The organism is Paenibacillus sp. UMB7766-LJ446, assembly GCF_030226665.1.
Taxonomy (GTDB): domain Bacteria; phylum Bacillota; class Bacilli; order Paenibacillales; family Paenibacillaceae; genus Paenibacillus; species Paenibacillus vandeheii.
Genome location: NZ_JASOYM010000005.1, coordinates 82,355 through 101,561, shown reverse-complemented (window position 1 = coordinate 101,561; position 19,207 = coordinate 82,355). Strand labels below are relative to the sequence as shown.

At 46.8% G+C, this 19,207-nt stretch carries 17 protein-coding genes; 2 read left to right on the top strand and 15 right to left on the bottom strand.

Annotated features, from left to right (window positions below):
- Positions 1-548: 548 nt before the first annotated feature.
- The 12 genes from QP794_RS14405 to QP794_RS14350 all read right to left on the bottom strand — a co-directional run bounded on the left by QP794_RS14405 (position 549) and on the right by QP794_RS14350 (position 11,866).
- Entirely contained in the window at positions 549-1,031 is a 483-nt protein-coding gene (locus QP794_RS14405; RefSeq protein WP_285077642.1) for a hypothetical protein, read from the bottom strand.
- Between the two features lie 319 nt (positions 1,032-1,350).
- Positions 1,351-2,163, bottom strand: a complete 813-nt coding sequence (locus QP794_RS14400; RefSeq protein ID WP_285077640.1) for a hypothetical protein — start codon at positions 2,161-2,163, stop codon at positions 1,351-1,353.
- Positions 2,163-3,509 (bottom strand): WXG100 family type VII secretion target, encoded by a 1,347-nt coding sequence (locus QP794_RS14395; RefSeq protein ID WP_285077638.1) that lies wholly within the window; start codon positions 3,507-3,509, stop codon positions 2,163-2,165. Before QP794_RS14395 ends, QP794_RS14400 begins: the two co-directional genes overlap by 1 nt.
- Positions 3,510-3,642: 133 nt before the next feature.
- The gene (locus QP794_RS14390; protein WP_024628929.1) at positions 3,643-3,927 is read right to left on the bottom strand and encodes a DUF4183 domain-containing protein; all 285 of its coding nucleotides are present in this window, start codon (positions 3,925-3,927) and stop codon (positions 3,643-3,645) included.
- A gap of 82 nt (positions 3,928-4,009) precedes the next feature.
- Positions 4,010-4,744, bottom strand: coding sequence for a DUF4183 domain-containing protein (locus QP794_RS14385; RefSeq protein WP_285077636.1), 735 nt, complete (start codon positions 4,742-4,744; stop codon positions 4,010-4,012).
- Between the two features lie 652 nt (positions 4,745-5,396).
- Entirely contained in the window at positions 5,397-5,747 is a 351-nt protein-coding gene (locus QP794_RS14380) for a hypothetical protein (protein WP_285077634.1), read from the bottom strand.
- Positions 5,748-6,011: 264 nt separating this feature from the next.
- Positions 6,012-6,191 carry a PadR family transcriptional regulator gene (locus tag QP794_RS14375; protein ID WP_285077632.1) on the bottom strand — a complete coding sequence of 60 codons (180 nt, stop codon included), beginning with the start codon at positions 6,189-6,191 and terminating at the stop codon, positions 6,012-6,014.
- A complete protein-coding gene (locus QP794_RS14370; protein WP_285078049.1) occupies positions 6,155-6,355 on the bottom strand; it encodes a helix-turn-helix domain-containing protein in 201 nt (66 codons plus the stop codon). The genes QP794_RS14375 and QP794_RS14370 overlap by 37 nt, the downstream gene beginning before the upstream one ends.
- A 180-nt stretch (positions 6,356-6,535) precedes the next feature.
- Complete coding sequence (gene dctA, locus QP794_RS14365; protein ID WP_285077630.1) at positions 6,536-7,840, bottom strand: C4-dicarboxylate transporter DctA; 1,305 nt, start codon at positions 7,838-7,840, stop codon at positions 6,536-6,538.
- Positions 7,841-7,865: 25 nt separating this feature from the next.
- Positions 7,866-9,299 (bottom strand): NAD-dependent malic enzyme, encoded by a 1,434-nt coding sequence (locus QP794_RS14360; RefSeq protein WP_285077627.1) that lies wholly within the window; start codon positions 9,297-9,299, stop codon positions 7,866-7,868.
- A gap of 253 nt (positions 9,300-9,552) precedes the next feature.
- Positions 9,553-10,269 carry a response regulator gene (locus QP794_RS14355; RefSeq protein ID WP_285077625.1) on the bottom strand — a complete coding sequence of 239 codons (717 nt, stop codon included), beginning with the start codon at positions 10,267-10,269 and terminating at the stop codon, positions 9,553-9,555.
- On the bottom strand, positions 10,229-11,866 hold the full coding sequence (locus tag QP794_RS14350; protein WP_285077623.1) for an ATP-binding protein: 1,638 nt from the start codon (positions 11,864-11,866) through the stop codon (positions 10,229-10,231). The genes QP794_RS14355 and QP794_RS14350 overlap by 41 nt, the downstream gene beginning before the upstream one ends.
- A gap of 113 nt (positions 11,867-11,979) precedes the next feature.
- On the opposite strand from QP794_RS14350, the gene QP794_RS14345 reads away from it, so the two are divergent.
- A complete protein-coding gene (locus tag QP794_RS14345) occupies positions 11,980-13,113 on the top strand; it encodes a DctP family TRAP transporter solute-binding subunit (protein ID WP_285077621.1) in 1,134 nt (377 codons plus the stop codon).
- 142 nt (positions 13,114-13,255) lie between these two features.
- Here the strand turns inward: QP794_RS14345 and QP794_RS14340 are convergent, their stop codons facing one another.
- Positions 13,256-13,537, bottom strand: a complete 282-nt coding sequence (locus tag QP794_RS14340) for a DUF4362 domain-containing protein (protein WP_285077620.1) — start codon at positions 13,535-13,537, stop codon at positions 13,256-13,258.
- Complete coding sequence (locus QP794_RS14335) at positions 13,483-13,728, bottom strand: hypothetical protein (protein ID WP_285077617.1); 246 nt, start codon at positions 13,726-13,728, stop codon at positions 13,483-13,485. Before QP794_RS14335 ends, QP794_RS14340 begins: the two co-directional genes overlap by 55 nt.
- 197 nt (positions 13,729-13,925) lie before the next feature.
- Here QP794_RS14335 and QP794_RS14330 point away from each other — a divergent pair, with 197 nt between their 5' ends.
- A complete protein-coding gene (locus tag QP794_RS14330) occupies positions 13,926-15,476 on the top strand; it encodes a stalk domain-containing protein (RefSeq protein ID WP_285077615.1) in 1,551 nt (516 codons plus the stop codon).
- A gap of 125 nt (positions 15,477-15,601) precedes the next feature.
- Here QP794_RS14330 and QP794_RS14325 read toward each other — a convergent pair whose 3' ends face one another.
- Entirely contained in the window at positions 15,602-19,111 is a 3,510-nt protein-coding gene (locus QP794_RS14325; RefSeq protein ID WP_285077613.1) for a glycoside hydrolase family 2 TIM barrel-domain containing protein, read from the bottom strand.
- Positions 19,112-19,207: the final 96 nt, after the last annotated feature.

The window sequence follows — 19,207 nt, the reverse complement described above, 5'->3', positions numbered from 1 at the left end:
CTTCATTTAAATGTTGTTTTTGGGATTGATATAGCACCAATTATAATTGTAGGATGCCTTTATCTTTTTCATATCTTCCAAATTGTAAAACCAATCTTCCTCAATCCATACTCTTGCATCGGGGCATTCGCTCAGAAAAGCAAAAAGGAATTTAAATAATAAGTCCTCATTATCATCAAAGTCATCAGATACTACTGCTTTAAAATATTCATTTTGCGTATCATCCCAATCATAAGTAACGTTTTGAAATTCATAAGGTTCATCATATACACTAAAGCTAAGCGTCCTTGAGTAATTTTCCTTGAATGGCGTGTTTTATATATATCGTCGAGTGTATTTTAATGTACCTTCGCTATTGTAAGTTTCTTCATCATTATCAAATAAAAGTTTCTCTTTCATGCATATATTTTTAATAGTACTCAATAAATTATTTGCTGACGTGCTTTCTCCACGTTTAAATAATACAAAAGATGACATTCCCATTTTTTCAATACTCCTCGCCGATGTCTAATCCTTATTAAAACCTCATTATTTTCAAATGTATAAAACTAGACAATCTTTTCACTGCACCACTTCGGGTCATATGGCATCTGACTTAATTTTAAAATATCGTCAGCGGTGTAATACCATTCAGCATCATCAAACCATAGATAATCTTGAATATTATCTTTAAAGTACTCTACAACGAATCTAAAGATAAACTTGTACTCATGATTTATATTTTCAATATCTAAAGCCCAGAAGTAATTTTCGTCTTGAGTAAGCCAAGTGAAACTATCAATTGAATCTTCTTCTACTTGATTAACATTAAATGTGAAATACTTTAAATTGTCCTTATTCTCTATGCTTTTAAAAGAAGATTCATCAACTTCTGATAGTGTCCCTTCAGCAGATATAAAGAGATCATCACGGTATTTATCTTTTATCAAAATGCAAAACATATTCGCTTTTTGCGCTGCTTTCTTAAAATCCTCAATAGCTTTTTCAGGAATGTAATTTTCTATCTTTTTCAAAAAAATTAAAGAACTCATCTCAAATGACCCTCTTTCAATTCTTCTTGATTAGATATTTAATGAAATACCTGAAATATATTTTCTTAGTTTATTTAGTCACTACACTCATAAAATATAGATCCTCTAACCTATATAAACAAACATCTTCCTCTTCTACATAAACACCAGTTGAAAAGGGATCTATCCATTTTAAATCTAATACTTCAACAGCGGGTTTCCAGCAATCCTTAAAAAAAGATTCTGTTGCAACTGGAACAAAAAAAAACTCTTTTCAAAATCACTTTGTGGTTCAAGTATTTTCAATTTATTTCTATTAATTATTGATTTTAAAACATACTTATCGATCATTATCATTATTTTGGCCTTGGTAACTAACAAATCCCTCCTTGATATGTACTTTGAGTATTCCTGAATCCACTTTATCAAGATGCCACCACCAACTGTTAATAGGTAAATCTCTATTCTCATCCCCAGCAGTTATCAATAATTTTTCATCATCTATAATCAATAATCTCAAAATCAACTCATCTACATGATTTATCTTTTCTTTAAGTGACTTATTTAAAGATTGAACTTTTAGATCGTCTCTCATCTCAAAAAGGTTCCTAAATAAATCTAAGTATTGCAACTCCTCTCCATCCCATCCACCGTCTTCTTCAATACACTCTATTCCACCGACAAACTCTTCGTATAAACATTGGATAATACCTTCGATTATTTCATCATTAATTAGTCTAGAGTCATAAAATTGTTGAGTGTTTTTAAATTTCAGATTCTCTATCTCATCATTAACAAATAATCCACTATCACCATGATATATAAACACATCTTTGCTTTTATCAAGGATTGAGTAAATCTCTTTACAAAAAGATAACGCCAAAAACGTAGCATTTCGATCCTTGCTAGGTTGAATAAATAATGCAGTTTTCAGAATAGTATTTTTAACCTTATCCTTAGAAATATCAAACCACATATTCCTTATCTCATCATTATCTTTAAGAATATAATAGTTAACCCATATCCAACTGTTGGAACTTTCTATTCCCCAAGAGGATATTTGATCTTTGGCACCAAACTCAGACAGCACACTGTTTAATTTCTCAATACTAAGTTCTTCTTCCATGTACATTACTATATTGGATTGTGACATTATCTTTTGTCTCCTTTTAGGGTATTAATTAATTCCTCTGGAGATGTTACAATTTGAACACCAATTGAACTTATATTTTTTGCTTTCACAGTATCAATACCATTTGGGGCATATAGAATAACTCCTTTATGTTCAGGATTTATATGTGGCTGCTTAACATCGCCTTCAAAGTATTTATAAAAATCACTTATTGATTTTGATTTACCCCCAGTAGCATTGAAACATTCAATAATATAATTCGATGTCCCCAGATCAATTTCCCCTATCCTACCACCTAATTCCTTAGCATTATAAGTTGTACCAGCCTCTGTTATTTTTATTTTATTATCAAGTAATAACTTAGCAGTATCAGCTTCCAGTCTAAAACCTTCCCTACCGGATTTTGATCCTTCTTTTAAATTTTTCAGAATCTTTTTTAATGTGTCCTCACTGGCAAGTCCTGAACTTATAAGCTCATCGGAATTCACTCCAATGTACTCAGATATCTTTTTTTGTTGGATCTCATTAAGTTTTAAATTTTCGTTATACTTAAAAATCCCACCTGACTCCGACTTACCTCCACCCGATCCTCCCAGATCGCTATGTTTATTCTCCACCGAACGAAGCGCCTTGCCAACAAAAGCATAGGCCAATACCTGTCCCATCACAGAACCACTATAGTACCCGGCCCCACTCTCATCCACCTGTTTCTTCTGCTCATCCACAAATTGACCTACATCAGACCTGGCTGTTCCGTTTCCCCAGGCTGCATCCCAAGCAAACTTAATGCCTCGCCCAACATCGACCACTCTGCCCAAGGTCATAGCATAAGCCACACTGGTCACCGTACCAAATGGGTCATAGAAGAGAGCCTCTGCTGTCTGTCCAATCCCAGTTACGGTCTCTCCAACCGACTTGTCGAGCAGTCCAACACCGAAATTTCGTTTCAGTTCTTCAGGTATATATAGAGCAACCTCACCCGAACCATCCGCTGTTCTAAAATTCTTCGCTATAAAAATAAATTCATTCTGAATTTTATCCAAAAGACCCAATGTGGCTGGGAAAACTTCTTTCACCTGCATAAAATCCCAAAAGAAACGTTCCCCTGTCACACCAGACCACTCCGATTGCAACAGGTAGATTGCTTTTTCAAGCTCTCGGACCATTCGCTCCAGTTCTAGCTTCTTTTGCTGGACCAACCGGGCTTTTTCGTCCAATAAGTCGGGATGTACCTCGATTCGTTGCATTCCGTCTTCACCGCCAACCTGACCGTAGTATATGTACCTAAATTTTAACAAGTCAGAACGGGGATTGGAATCAAACAGAGGATTCATTTTCTCATAGGTTATCCGGTAATTGGGCAACATCCCTTAGGCAGCTATTTTGCGCATTAGTGCATACTTCCCTTAGAGTCGACTGGTGCCTTGTACAAAAAAAGAACGACTTCTATCTGCGATAGAAGTCGAACAAGGTAATGATGCAGCAGGATTCAGGTAAGCATTAAGACACGACGAATTGTACTACAACTGGAATTCCAGCATTCAGTGCGTCTCCACCGGGAATCGTAATTGTAGTGGTTGTAACAGTGGAAGTATCTGCTGTCTGCATAATGCCGTTAATATAAAGATTATAATAATTGAAAGTGCCTGGAAATGCAGTTGCAGATGCACCGGCGTCGTTTGTAAAAGCAGTTGCAGCAATCGCAAACGTTGCTCCGGTACCCGTTCCGTCACCAATGGTTGCAGCAAATCTTACACTGTTCTGAAATGGGGTTACGAGTGGCATGGTTCTCACCTCCTACCTGACATAGTATATGTGGTAGTTTCGAGAGAAGTGAAGGCGAAGTCACGAGGAGGTTTGACCAAATTTAACCATTTATTATATTTGCTGTTAGTTGAATTATCTCCACAATGATCGGCGTTCCAGCAAAGAGCACACCACCTTGTGAAGGGAAAAATAGCATAACCTTACTTACGTCATATGAGTTACCTGGCTGTAGGATCCCGTTGATATAAAGATTGTAGATACTGGTAAGTCCTATTCCTGCAAATTCGGATACACTCCGACCATCGTCATTCACGAATTCCCCCACGGGAATCGTAACCGAGTCCGATAAATTAAGATCGGTGTCTGGAAAATAGAAGTAACGGTTTACCGTAGGAATGATTTCAATTCCGGGTATGCTGCCCGGCGGACCTTGCTCGCCCTGAGGGCCAGCGGGGCCTTGCGCTCCGGGCACACCCGGGTCACCCTGCTCGCCCTGAGGGCCGACGGGGCCCTGTGCTCCGGGCAGGCCCGGGTCGCCTTGCTCGCCCTGAGGGCCAGCGGGGCCCTGCCCTCCGGGCACGCCAGGGTCGCCTTGCTCGCCTTGAGGGCCAGCGGGGCCCTGCGCTCCGGGCAAGCCCGGGTCACCTTGCTCGCCCTGAGGGCCAGCGGGGCCCTGCGCTCCGGGAAGGCCAGGGTCGCCTTGCTTGCCCGGAGAGCCAACAGGGCCTGGCACGCCATGCTCGCCGTGAGTGCCAGCAGGGCCTACGGCACCTTGCCCCCCCACTAGACCTTGCATTCCGGGCGGTCCGACCGTCTCCGGTTCATGTTGTCTCATCGGAGCGAGCCGGGACCCAGGCTCCGGAAATACCGGGTTGACGCCAATCCCCCTCGGCAAAGCAATGATTTTTTTGCCACAGACTACTTTCAGTTGTCTTATTGGACGCTTTGGTCGGAGGGAGCGACGCTTTCTCCGACAGGGTTTACGAATAATGTGGCACTTCCTGCGTTTTCCCGGGGACTTGTTTCTGCATTTCGATATTGAACGTCTGGATCTTAATCGTTTAGGCGTAGCTATCCTCTTTTTCAGATACTTCAAAATAGTCACTCCCTTAGGCCGATGCACACAGTGTGTATGCCCTATATATATGTCATTAGCACATTCGGAGAGTGTGCTAATGACTATGATGGAAGCCCAATATAAATGAGACAAGAGCCTCTGCCATAGTCTATACCTCAATTCGCTGCATCCCATCTTTACCATCAACCTGAACGGAGGATATATCCCTATGTTGAAATAAGTTAGCAGAGTGATTGGAATCAACCGGAGGATTCATTTGATCATAGGTAATCTGATAGATGTGCAACACCCTTTTAGATACCTGATTTGTGCATCAGTGCATGTGCAATTCCCCGCATACTCGTCTATGAAGCGGAAATTAACTTCCTTTTTGCCATCAACTTCCCCCACACCTTGAATAACACATACATTAATGCACCCATAAGCAAATCATCCCTATCTCCATCAAACGCTGCACATTGCCTTCCATGAATACACCGTATCCCTGAGTTACCGAGGAACTGAACTGGTCAGACGTAAAAAATGCATAATAAAGACTGAACATCAGCATATGAACCAATGCATACAAAGAGGAAAAGACAAACGGAAGTAGGGAGATATAACGATTTTTACTTATAACGAAAATGACGAGCGCCTGCGCAACCATGAACAAAGCGCCGAATAAAGTGAACTCAACCCCGTCAGACGAATGATGCACGCCACTAAAAAATAACTTCTCAAACAGAGTGAACGTAAATCCTTCACCCCAATAATGATACATCACATGAAAGTAAGCTTGCAGATATCCTAAAGTGAATAACAGCGGCACAAATAACTCACGGTAATTAAAACAATAAGCATAAGCTCGATATATCGGTTATGTACGCCGTATTGATTCGCTATTAGTCACCCACAAGTGTCACGATAAAAAAGGACAAAACTCGATAAAGCACAGCATAGAATAGCTCTCATGTTGAATCCATACGTTTCTTTGGTTACCGTTCTGTGCAGTTCTGAGATGGATCTGAATTGTTGCATGGAACGTTCAATGATTCCCACGAAGGTTCCCTCCCAAGAAAATATCGATGATTTTGATGTTATCCGTCCATGATGTCCTCAATTTATCGAGCTGAGTGTGGCCTTCCGGGGTCATGTGGTAATATCGTCGGCGTGGGCCTCCAAGTTGCTCTACCCAATAACCCTCGATATACCCGTTAGCCTCCATTCGTTTGAGTGCGGGTTATAACGTCCCTCTTTCAAATCAAACTGTCCGCTGGTCTCGTCATGCACCGTTTTGGAAATTTCATAGCCGTATGCGTCCTGCTTGCTAAGAACAGACTGCACAATGCCATCAATGTAACCTTTAATCATTTCATTTCTCAGCTTCACACACCACCTACTATGTAATTCTATGTAGATAGCATAAAAAACAAATATTGCAAAAAGCAATTGTTTTCCATTCCTTCCGACCGTCTCAATCTCATCTAACCCCAAAAAACAGGACCTCGTAATAAATACGACGTCCTGCTTTGTCATTGCTATACCTTAATTGTAAACTCTACTTCTTCATCAGATTGCCGCATCCGTATTACTTTCCACTTTAAGAGAGGGCACTGATCGCAGCTTCAGTTCCTGCTCCTCCAGCGAGGTGAATTCATTCTCGCTCTTCGCGATGACGACTGTAGCTACGCTGTTGCCGACAATATTGGTAATGGCGCGGGCCTCGGACATAAAGCGGTCTACGCCGAGCAGCAGAGCCATGCCTTCAACCGGAATGACGTTGTTCGGAATGGCCGCGAGCGTTGCAGCCAGCGTGACGAACCCGGAACCGGTAACACCTGCAGCGCCTTTGGAGGTCAGCATCAGCACACCGAGCAGCACCAGCACCTGAGTGATCGTCAGCTCAACCCCATACGCCTGGGCAATGAACATAGCCGCCATGGACAAGTAGATCGATGTGCCATCCAGGTTGAAGGAATACCCGGTGGGTACGACCAGACCGACGACCGGCTTGGAGCACCCGAACTTCTCCAGTTTGTTCATAACACGCGGCAAGGCCGACTCGGAAGATGAAGTCCCCAGTACGAGCAGCAGTTCTTCCCGGATAAAGCGCAGCAGCTTGAACAGGCTGAATCCGCTCATTCGCGCAATGAGGCCAAGAACAATAACGATGAACAGGAACATGGTCAAGTAGACCGAGCCCATCATTTTACCGATGGAGAACAGGGAGCCTACACCGAAATTGCCAATCGTGTAAGCCATCGCCCCAAACGCAGCGAACGGAGACACCTTCATAATCATCGCAACAATGCGGAAGAAGATTTCGTTAGCGCTTTCAAGAAAATGGGTCACCGGCTTCGCTTTCTCTCCGATTCCCGCCATAGCAAGACCGAACAGCACGGAGAAGAACAGGACAGGCAGCATATCCCCCCCGGTAAAAGCACCAATGGCATTGTCCGGCACGATGCCGACGAGGAAATCGAGGAAGCCGTGACTGGATTCCGCGGCCTGTTCCTGAAACTTGGCCACTGCGTCCGACTTCACTCCCTGTGTGCTCATGCCCTCGCCGGGACGAACCAAATACATAACCGTGACACCGATGGCCATCGCCAGTGTGGTGACAATTTCAAAATACAGCAGCGCTTTGCCGCCAATCCGCCCGATTTTTTTCATATCGCCCATATTGGCGAAGCCGATAACAATGGTCATGAATACGATTGGAGCAATGACCATTTTGATCATTTTGATAAAAATATCACTGATGATCTTCATCTGGCTGGCATATTGCGGGAGTACGATACCGAATATAATCCCCAGCACAATCGCCGTCAGCACCTGAATGGACAGATTTTTCCACAGCTTCTTCTTTTTCATCGTTACAACCTCCTTGTTCACGCTGTCAGTTCAGCACAGGTACGGCCTTGTCATGCTTTCTGCGAGCTACACCCGATTCATGTGCCGTGGCAATGACTGCTTCGCTCACCCGCTCAGCAACCGCCTGATTGAACACACTCGGGATAATATAGGTTTCGTTCAGCTCTTCGTCCTTCACAACCGAAGCAATCGCTTTGGCTGCCGCTACTTTCATCTCATCGGTAACACGGGCAGCCCGGCAATCGAGCAATCCCCGGAACATGCCTGGAAAACACAGTACGTTATTAATCTGGTTCGGATAATCCGATCGACCCGTTGCCATAACCCGCACATAAGGCTCGGCTTCCTCAGGTGAAATCTCCGGTGTGGGGTTCGCCATGGCAAACACAATCGGGTCCGGGGCCATGCGTTTTAGGTCATTCACCTTTAGTACGCCCGGCCCGGAGACACCGATGAATACATCTGCCCCAACAATTACGTCAGCCAGCCTTCCGGCTTCTCCGAACGGATTGGTGTGCTCGGCAAACCATTGCCAACCCCTATTCTCATAACGTGCCCCGCGCTGGATCGCGCCCTCGCGGTCGACACCAATGATGTTCGTGGCCCCGGCTGCGGCGAGCATTTTGGCGCATGCGGTTCCGGCAGCGCCCAGACCACAGACAACAATTTTGCAGGCTTCCAGTTGCTTGCCCGTCAGCTTCAATGCGTTCAGAAGGCCCGCCAGCAGTACGACCGCGGTTCCATGCTGATCGTCATGAAAGACAGGAATATCAAGCTCCTCGATCAGCCGCTCTTCAATCTCGAAGCAGCGAGGAGCCGAAATATCCTCCAGATTAATCCCGCCGAACGTTGGGGCGAGCGCTTTGACAATTTTGATAATATCCTCGGTATCCTGCGTATCCAGGCAGATCGGGAACGCGTCCACATTCGCCATCTGTTTGAACAGCATCGCTTTGCCTTCCATCACGGGCATAGCTGCCTCAGGCCCAATATTGCCTAGCCCCAGCACAGCTGAACCGTCAGATACAACAGCTACAGTATTGCGCTTAATGGTAAGCTGGTGAGCCAGCGATGGTTTCTCTGCAATCGCCGTACATACCTGGGCAACGCCAGGCGTATAGACACGGGACAGATCGTTCCGGTTTTTGATCGGATATTTCGGATTCATCTCAATTTTGCCGCCTAGATGCATCAGCATCGTCTGATCCGAGACATGAACGACCCTGACCCCCTCCTGCTTGCCGAGCAATTCCACGATCAGCTCTCTATGCTTGCTATCCGTCACATTTACCGTCAGATCACGCGTTGTGGTCAGCTTGTCGTTCCGAACGACATCAATAGCTATAATATCTCCGCCTGCTTCGCTGATTGCGGTAGCAATTCCCCCGAAGGAGGCCATACCCCGATCCAGCTCCATGCGTAGAATAATGCTTGTGTTGGTACCTGCCGGAATACTCATCTCATGCCCATCTCCTTTTGTGATCTATGTCATTGACAAAATGATACCGCTTACATAAAGAGTTGGGAATAATTTGACCTTTTTGTTCTTTTTGTTTATTTTGGTCTCGCTCGCATCACAAAAAAAAGAACCGCCACACATGGCGATTCTTGATATCCGCGAAGGTAATTTCCGCTATATATTATATTGTGTGTCTTGCGTTGCTCCTAACCTTTCCTCTTCCTCATGCTTCGTTGAGCCTTGCCTTTCCCACCTACCGGGGATTGCCCTTGAACTGATAACGATTGATTGGCCTGCCTACACCGCCATACTGCACATCCAGCAAGAGCAGGCCTTGCTTCTGAAGATACTCCAAATATCGGCGTGCCGTTACTCTGGCAAGACCTGTGCCTTCTGCAACCTCCTCCGCCGAGCGGGAACCCGTCTGCTCCTCCATAAATAGAACAATCTGACGCAGCGTCATGGCCTGAAGACCTTTAGGCAGATCCTGCTCCTCCGACTTCACTACGGATTCCACTCGCTCCTGCCCATACAGCAAACGGTCCAGCTCGGTCTGTGATAGGGAGATCTCGCCTGTGAGACTGCCCCTCTTGGCCGCATATTGCTCCAATGCCTGCTTGACTCGCTCGAATTGAAAAGGCTTCATAATATAATCCACAGCACCCAATTGCAGCACCCTGCGAATCGTCTCCAGATCATTAGCGGCCGTAATCGCAATCACGTCGATATTCAGTTCCTCGCTGCGCAGCTGACTAAGCGTGGTCAAGCCGTCCTGCACAGGCATGTACATATCGAGAATCGCTAAGTCTGGCTTCAGCCTGCGCATCAATTCCATGCCTTCCCGTCCGTTGGAGGCTGTTCCGATGACCTGGAATGGCCCTGCCCGCTCCACAAATTGCCTATGAATTTCAAGCACCATCGAATCGTCTTCAATCAGCACGACGGTTGTTGGATTGTTTTTCTTCATCATACCCCTTCTCCCAATCTCGCCACATGGGCAACATAATCATAATACTCGTGCCTTCGCCTTCTGCGGAGTCAATATCAACCCTGCCGCCAGCCTCATCCACAATACTGTGCACCAGATGCATGCCGATACCCCGATGATTGCCCTGCTTTGTCGTATAGCCCAGCTCGAACAAGTGCGTCAGGGTCTCCTTGCTCATGCCAAGGCCGTTATCCTCAATCAGCACGGAGCAAATATCTTCATTTTGTTCAATACTAATAAAAACTTCTCTATGTCCATCTGTATTAGATTGCAGCGCATCAAATGCATTTTCCAGCAGATTACCCAGAACGACCACCATGTCATGATGATCCAACGCAGACGGCAATTCTTCCAGCCAGCTATGGTTGTCCAAACGGACCTCGATGCCTAGCTCCCTTCCACGGCTGATCTTGCCGAGCAGCAAGCCTGCGATACTGTCCACCCGGATGCGCTGATTCACCAGACGCAGCAAGCCCTCCTGCTGCTCGACCACCTCATACAGATAAGCTAGAGCTCGCTGCTCATCCCCCAGCTGAAGCAGTCCGCCAACCGTGTGCAGCTTGTTCATATATTCATGGCTCTGCACCCTCAGCGCCTCCACAAATTCTTTTACCCCGGTCAGCTCCTCGGCCATGCGTGTGACCTCCGTCCGGTCCTGAAAGATCGAGACCGCACCCACCACTTTTCCCTTCACCGTGATCGGAACCCGCGTGCTTACAATATGGGCAGGGCCGACAAAATCCGTATGGTTATACAGCGGACGGTTGCTCCGAAGTGTGGCTGGCAGTCTTGAATCCGGCAGCACCTCCTGAACGGGACGCCCGATGACATCTCCGGCAACACGCAGCATTTCCTTGGCCTTGTCGTTAAAAATCGTAATCTTTTCCTGGCTGTCAATCGCCACAATACCCTCATGCATAGCCTGAAAGGTGGCCGTCCGTTCAACAAGCAGCCTCGCAATCTCCTCGGGCTCCAGTTCGAACATTCGCCGTTTGATATGGATTGCAAGCAGCCAGGAGCCCCAAATACCGAACAGCAGTGTAAGCAGCGAAATGACATAAATTTCACTCCGCATTCCGTGAATAACGGCACCCAGTGTCGGCAACAGATTGCCGGCAAGCACAACACCCACCTGCTCTCGCTCTGCGTTCATGACTGGCGCAAATGCCCGCAGGGCAATACCTTCTTCCCCCTGAGCCTTCGACAGGTAGGTATGCTCGGCAAAGGCGGCCCTTTCATCCATTCCCCCAGAAGAGGTTCCGATCATCCGGTCTGCCGGATGTGTCCAGCGAGTTCCATTCATATCCATAATGACGATGTAGTCCATATGATTCACAATTCGAATACGTTCAGCCAGATCCCGAAGCGTCGGGCGCTTGTCCATCTTTTCCAGACCTTCCGCCACAGCCGGAAGCTCTGCAACGGTGCGAGCCGTAATCAGCAGACGCTGTCCCAGCTCATCCTCCTTTAACGCAGCAATATGTCCGGTCAAAATAATGCCTCCGATGCAGAGGGCAAACAGCACAATGCCAAACGACAGAATCGTAATCTTTCCTTTAATCCGGAGTCCTTTGCGCACGATGTACCTCCAGTACCTGATAAACAGAATAAGAATTGATACCGCTTGCAACAAATCCTTTAGCGTATGATAAACTATAAACAGCCTGCTGAGCAACCGGAGGGATGCATACTATGAAATCATTTTGGGGGATCGGCCTGTTTGTCATGTTCGGGCTGCTTACAGCGACGGTGATCGGCTTCTATTCCCACTTAACCGCCGAGCCCGTCGTCTACGACTATGAACAAACGGGTTTGCATGAGGATATTGTCATTAAATTCAGTTATGTGGTAGCGGAAAATACACCCAAGGGACAGGCTGCGGAGAAATTCAAGCAACTGGTTGAGCAAAAAACAGGCAAACGCGTTCACGTGGAGCTTTTTCCCAACGGCATGTTATATAACGAAAGCAACGAGATGGAGGCGCTGCAGGACGGCAACGTGCAGATGATTGCCCCAAGCTTCTCCAATATCTCCGAGATTATTCCGCAATGGATGGTGATGGACCTGCCCTTTGCTTTTCCAAACGAACAGGCCGTCATGGCTGCCTTTCAGGGGAAGATTGGAGAAGAGCTTCGGAAATCAGCCGGGGATAACGGCATGATCGCTATGGCCTTCTGGGGAAACGGATTTCGCCAGTTCACCTCCAGTAATTCGGCCATCGTGCATCCGGCAGACGTGCGCAATCTTAAGATGCGCATTCAGCCCAGTCGTGTCATTGAGGAACAGTATCGCATGCTCGGAGCTGCAACGTACACCTTCCCCTTCAATCAGATCTATAAAAATCTGGAGAAAGGGACCGTAGATAGCGAGGAAAATTCAATCTCGAATATCTACTCCAAGCGCCTCTATGAGGTACAGCATCATCTGACGATTACGAACCACAGCTATCTGGGTTACGGCGTATTGATGAACCGGGATTTCTGGGAAGGGCTTCCTGACCCGCTTCAGCAACAGATTGAAAGTGCTATGCAGGAAACGACCGAATGGGCCAATCGCAATGCCGTCGAACTGAATCGGAAGCAGTGGAGCCGTATCCAAACGTCCTCTGCCATGCAGATTATCCAGCTGGATGATTCCACGCTGCAGGAATGGCGAACCGCTTGGGAGCCTTTGTATGATCAGTACAAAACCTCCATTGGAAGCAAGCTGATCGATGAAGTCAGACGACTTCAGAAGCAATACGGAACGCAGCCCCTCGAATGGATGGACACCGACACCTCTGCGGTCAGTCCTTCTTCCTTTTGGGCTGCGTCAGACCAACAGTAACGTGATACATGGTGCGGGACTCCGACGTTTGGCTATACCTCTCATAAGGCAGCAAAATATTCCTGCAAAGCTTCTTCAGCTTCGCAGGATTTTCTATTATTTACGACCATGAGTCGATGCATCGCATGTCCTGATCGTTTATTTACAACTTGGGCATCGAAAAGGTACTCCTTTCCTTCTCACACCCGGTTAACACGTAAAAAACACGTCCTTGCTCACTCTTCATTGTACCGATCCCTTTGCAGGTGTTGGTAGTGATCCCTTGTTTGGAGCCATAGGCATCCCTTGAGCCATCATAAGTCGATTGAATAGCTGAGCCATCGTATATCAATTCATAGATGATGGCCCCACCTTCAATGGTATACATCGTCACACGAACCTGATCCTGCCGTTTTTCTCCACATTCTTCATAAATGTAGTCCATTTATCCCCGTTCCGCATGCCTTCGAAAAGTACAACGACATCCCCGCTTTGCTCCGCTTGCTCAGGGTTATGTGGCTCAATAATTTCCGGAAATGAATTCAAGATTACTGGAGAATCCAATGTCTGATCAATTGCCTCACAGGCTGTTAACATCATTAACGCTAACGAAAGCGTGAGCAGTACTCTTTTCATCCAATCACCTCATGTTAATAACGCTAAGGACTCCGTACATGTTACCTATGTGCTGGTTAAAAAAAACTTAAACACACTCAGCACCGATCTTCAATATAAATAAATTTTCTTATTTGTATGTAACTTCAATCCTCCATAAAGTGTTTATATAACAATGCATTATTCACGTCCATCTCATCCGAAAAAGAGGCGATACCATGCGTTCGGTTAACCCATCCGATGATACAGCAAAAGACAAACAACGCTCCACTTCACGCTTGAATCATAGACCCAATGGGAAAGGTAAATCGTCCCGACGATTCGCCATTGCAATGGCTACAGCACTAGTTGCGTCCAGCTTGTTGTTGGAGCTGACAGCTGAGCCAATTACTCACGCAGCCACTAACGTACAGCATTCCGCCAGTAACACTTCTGTTCAATCGAATGCAGCAAACACAGAGAAGAAGCTACATTATACCGCTGTAGAGGGAGCTTATTATTACACAGTCGCCTTGAGAAGTGATGGTTCGGTATGGACCTGGGGCCGTAATCTGTTCGGAGAACTGGGTATAAGCGAAAAGGTCCGATATCGTCATACGTCTAGTCCAATCCGAATACCGGAACTATCCAATGTAATAGCTATTTCCGCCGCCGGTGGTGGAATCAATGCAGCTGTTCAGGCGGATGGAACGGTCTGGGAGTGGGGTGCTGGTAAACTACCCAGCAAAGTCGAAAGCATCCACTCTGCGAAGGATGTGGTGACTGGTACTTTCAACGTCGCCCTTCTCCAGAACGGGACAGTCTGGTCATGGCAGCACCCGGCGGCTCAAGGAAGCGATTCTGATCTCATACGTAAACCGCATGCGATCAGTGGACTGAAAGATATCATCCAGATTGAAACCGCAGGTCTGCATGGATATGCTCTGAAGAAAGATGGGTCCATATGGACGTGGAATGAGCCAGACGAACCCGGTAAAGGCCTGTCCAAACCTACCAAAATAAAAGGCCTGACCAACATATCATCGATCACAAGTTCAGATACATCCCTGCTTGCACTGGATAAGAACGGGAAAGTCTGGGGTTTGGACGATACAGGGAAAGCGATCGCTTTTGATTACGACTTCAAGGTGAAGAAGATGGATGGAAATTCGCAATATATGTTATTACTCACGACATCCGGTGAGGTGTACAGCTACGGAAGGAGCGTGAACGGCAAAGAAGGCAAAGTAAACCATCTATCCGGTATTACCGATATTTCAGCAGGATATTATCACAGTCTTGCCTTATCCTCGGATGGAACCGTCTGGGGCTGGGGAAGTGATAAGTACGAGGAAGCGGGGGCACCAGCAACGTCATCTGGAGGCATGGTCTACAAACCCGTTCAAGCCAAAATTGGTACGGATGTATATCTGAACAGTGAGTTATTTCAGTCCATGTATGCCGCTGTTGAAACGCCTAAGACCGTGCAACTGCCCATCAAAGCCATCGTCACAGCACTTGGAGCAGAATTTGAGGTTCGTCAGATGAAAGGTAGCCTGGACCACTATACGTTGAAATATAACAATCGGACAATCACAATCCGCCCTAACGAAACAAAGTATGTTTTAACTTCCGGAGATGCATCTGAAGAGCAAGTCATGCAGCTACCTGAACCCATAAATAGCTATTCGGGAGCAACCACAGTGCCTTTTGAGGTATTGCGTGGTTTGGGCTTGAACGTGTCCTGGGATCAAGAGAAATCTATACTGACCATTGACGATGCTGATTAGAAAGATTCAGGAAGCTAAACGAATTAAATAGCATAGAAAAAAATCCCCTTCAGGTAAACGGCCTGTTCTTAACGAACACTGTTCACCTGAAGAGGATTAATTTAATTCAATTCTTCTCTGCCGTCCTACTTCTCGAACCGGAACCAGCCAAAGTCAAACTGACTACCCGGCAGGAAGATAAAGGTTACCTTCTGCACACCTTTAACCTGCTCAAGCTCAAACACCCGCTCCTCATATCCTTCGGATTGTGTGAACTCGACCAGCTGATTGCTCTGTCCGTCCTCATCTGCAAAGCGGATATGAATCGTGTTTTTATCAATCGGCGAACGGCCATAGATCACGAGCTTCGACGTGCCTTCTGCCGTGAAGTCCATATTTTCAAACTCCAGCGACACATTGTTTCCGATCCCCTCAACATGATCGCCCTCGATCTTGAATGTATCCCCGTAGAGATGATCGCAGGATGCAGCCGTATTCTGCTCGAATGCGCGGCTTTGGCGCTCGAACGAGAAGCCTTTGATATGAATCTTCTGCTTCAGTACAAAACAGATCGACGTAATCCCGCTCAACCGCTTGGACAGATGATACGTCTCTTCCTGATACACATTCCATCTGGATTCTTTGTCATACACCACATCTGCCAGCAGTGTGCTTCCCTCTTCATCCGGCATGCCTTCCCAGATCTGAATGAAGTACTCTTCACTGGACAGCGCAAAGATCGGAATCGTAATGGTATCGGAGCCGTAAGGCCCGAAGTCGATATTGCGGAAGCCTACATGTGTCTCCCCATCCCGGCTTGTCGCTACCCCGCGTTCATTGCCGTTGCCGACATCCCCTTTGGTGTAATCGTAGAGTCCGCCAGTAATAAAGCCGTATGGATCTTTGTAAGCCGTACCCAGACCTGTTGCTTTGAACTCCAGTTGGGAAATCAGTTTCGTTTTATCGGTACCGTTACTGCTCGTCGCGCGAAGCCGGAATTCGCCATCCCCCAGTGCCATGACCTTCACTGCATGTTGACTCTTTCTATCCACGCCGGCTTCCGCATGAATCACTTCCACCTTGGCAATGTTGGATTCGATACCTGCATCGTTCACCACCGCCCACTCGATATCCCGGTAAGATGTGTTCTCCGGATACAGCTTGGCGCTCACCGTCATGTGTTGTTTCGATGGATCGAATAGCTGTCCATCTTCACTGATGATCTCGATTTTGCGCAAAGGAATCTCCTGGGCGAGTCCCGTCAACACCGGACGTTCCGTATTACTCATGAGTACAGTCTGTTCCTGACCTGCAGCGACGCCGGAATCACCGAAGGTAAGATCTCCTGTGCCTTCAACAGCTTGCGATTCGAACTCGGCAGCTGCACTTTCCAATCCTTCCGAAGTCACCTCGATTCGTACCGTTCCCGATTCGTTTGTTGCCCCGATTATTGCCATCAGCTTACCGCTGAACAATCTTCTGCTCAATCCTTTGTATGGATCATAGTCCGTGCTATCGCCATTATCCAGACCCAGCAGACGGCCTGCACCTGTCACTTGGACCTGCACACGGTTGTTTGCATTTTGTACGGGATTACCTGCTTCATCCTCCACCTGAATTTCCACGAAAATCAGATCTGTACCATCCGCTTGCAATTGCTCCCGATCGGCTTGCAGACGAACCTTCTTCGCGTCTGTAAAGGATCTTTGTACATCCGTTGCAATGACGTTACCGTTCTCATCATACGCGATGGCTTTGAGCTCACCTTCTTCATATGGCACTTTCCACCAGCCTGCCAGCTGGGTTCCCTTTGCATGGTCGATATCATACGTGCCGATCGTCTTGCCATTCAGCTGCAATTCAATCTTCGGCGCATTACTGCACACGCGTACATCGATTAGCTGACCAGGGCTGAAATCCCAGTATGGGAACAGGTGAACCATCGGGTTTCTCTTGTAATCCGTCCAGGCTGCTTGGTAGATATAGTAGGAATCTTTCGGGAACGTTGCTGTATCCAGCTGTCCAAAATATGAATTCTTCGTATGATATGGTGTCGGCTCTCCGATATAATCGAATCCGGTCCACAAGAACTGCCCCAATGAATACGGAGTATCCCGTTCTGCCAAAATGCAATATTCTGCCGACTTCGCGCCCCAGCTTGTCGTACTGTTACCCAAAGCCGAGCACTGCTCGTCATCATCCGCCAGAATGGTTTGCTCAAACGGGAAGTGATAGATCCCACGGCTCTGTACCACAGACGACGTTTCACTACCATAGATAATCCAGTCGGGATGTTCCTCGTGATGTTTGTCGTAATACTTTTCCGCGTAGTTATAGCCTGCGAGCTTCACGATATCAGCGCATTTTTGCGCGTTTTCCCACGGCATGTAGTTCGAACCGATGGTCACGCCTGCATTCCCTTTTGGATCAAATTCCAGTACATACTCCATCAGCATGCGAGTCACTTCCTGCCCCCGCTCATCCGCATGGGTATCATAGATTTCGTTCCCGATACTCCACATGATCAGACTTGCATGATTACGATCCCGCTTCACCCAGCTCTTCACATCGGTATGTGCCCATTCCGGGAAAAATCTCGCATAGTCGTAAGGGGTCTTGGCTCTCTCCCACATATCGAACGCTTCCGAAACGATCAGCATACCCATCTCATCCGCAAGCTCCATGAACTCTTTGGCAGGCATGTTATGAGCTGTTCGAATGGCGTTGACGCCCATTTCCTTCAACAACCCAAATCTTCTGCGCAGTGCCGTCAAGTTAAAAGCAGCCCCCAGCGCCCCAAGATCATGGTGTTCACACACGCCGTTCAGCTTCATTTTGACACCATTCAGGTGGAAGCCTTCGTTTGCATCCAGCTTGATATCCCTAAAGCCAATCCGCTGTGTAACGGACTCGATCGTCTCATAGCCCTGCTCACCTGTAGCCACTTGCAGCTCCGTTACCAGCTCATACAGATTCGGTTCATCCGGGCTCCATAAGTTCGGTTGATCCACTTTCAGCAGTTGGCTGTTGGATTGTATCTCTCCTTGTCCAGCGTCTTTACCCGCTGTAGTCATAACGTCCGCTTTGCTGGATACGATCTGCTTACCCTGATACCAAATCGTATGCACAAGCTGTGCGTTCTGGTCGACATTCAGCTCCGTATCCACTTCAACCTGCCAACCTTCTGGCTGCTGCTGAATGGATATATAGGTACCGTCTGTGATGATATGGTTACGATCTCTCGTTTTGAGCCACACATTGCGGTAAATTCCGGCCCCGGAATACCATCTGCTGTTGGGGCTCTGATGCACAACTTTGACTATAATTTCGTTGTCACCTTCTACCACTGCACTCGTGATTTCGTGTTCGAAAGCAGAGTATCCATACTTCCATTCCCCTACAAGTTGCCCGTTCACATATACGGAAGAATCCATGTACACCCCGTCAAAACAAAGCAGAAGCTGTTGTTCATCCTTCGTATACGGGAATGTCTTGCGATACCAGCCAATGCTGTCCTCATACAGTTCAAGCGTATTATAGATCAGCCAATCATGAGGAAGCTCCACCGGTTCAAACGTTAACCCCGCAGGCTCCGTAACCTCCAGCTTACTTTTTGCAAACTGCCATCCATCTGTAAAAAGCCTTTTCTGATTCATCTCAGCTCTCACTTTCTGTGTGTTTTATGATTGCGGTTACAAACAAAAATATACTCCTCACCGAAAACCTTTTCGGAACTATTCTGGTGAGACCAT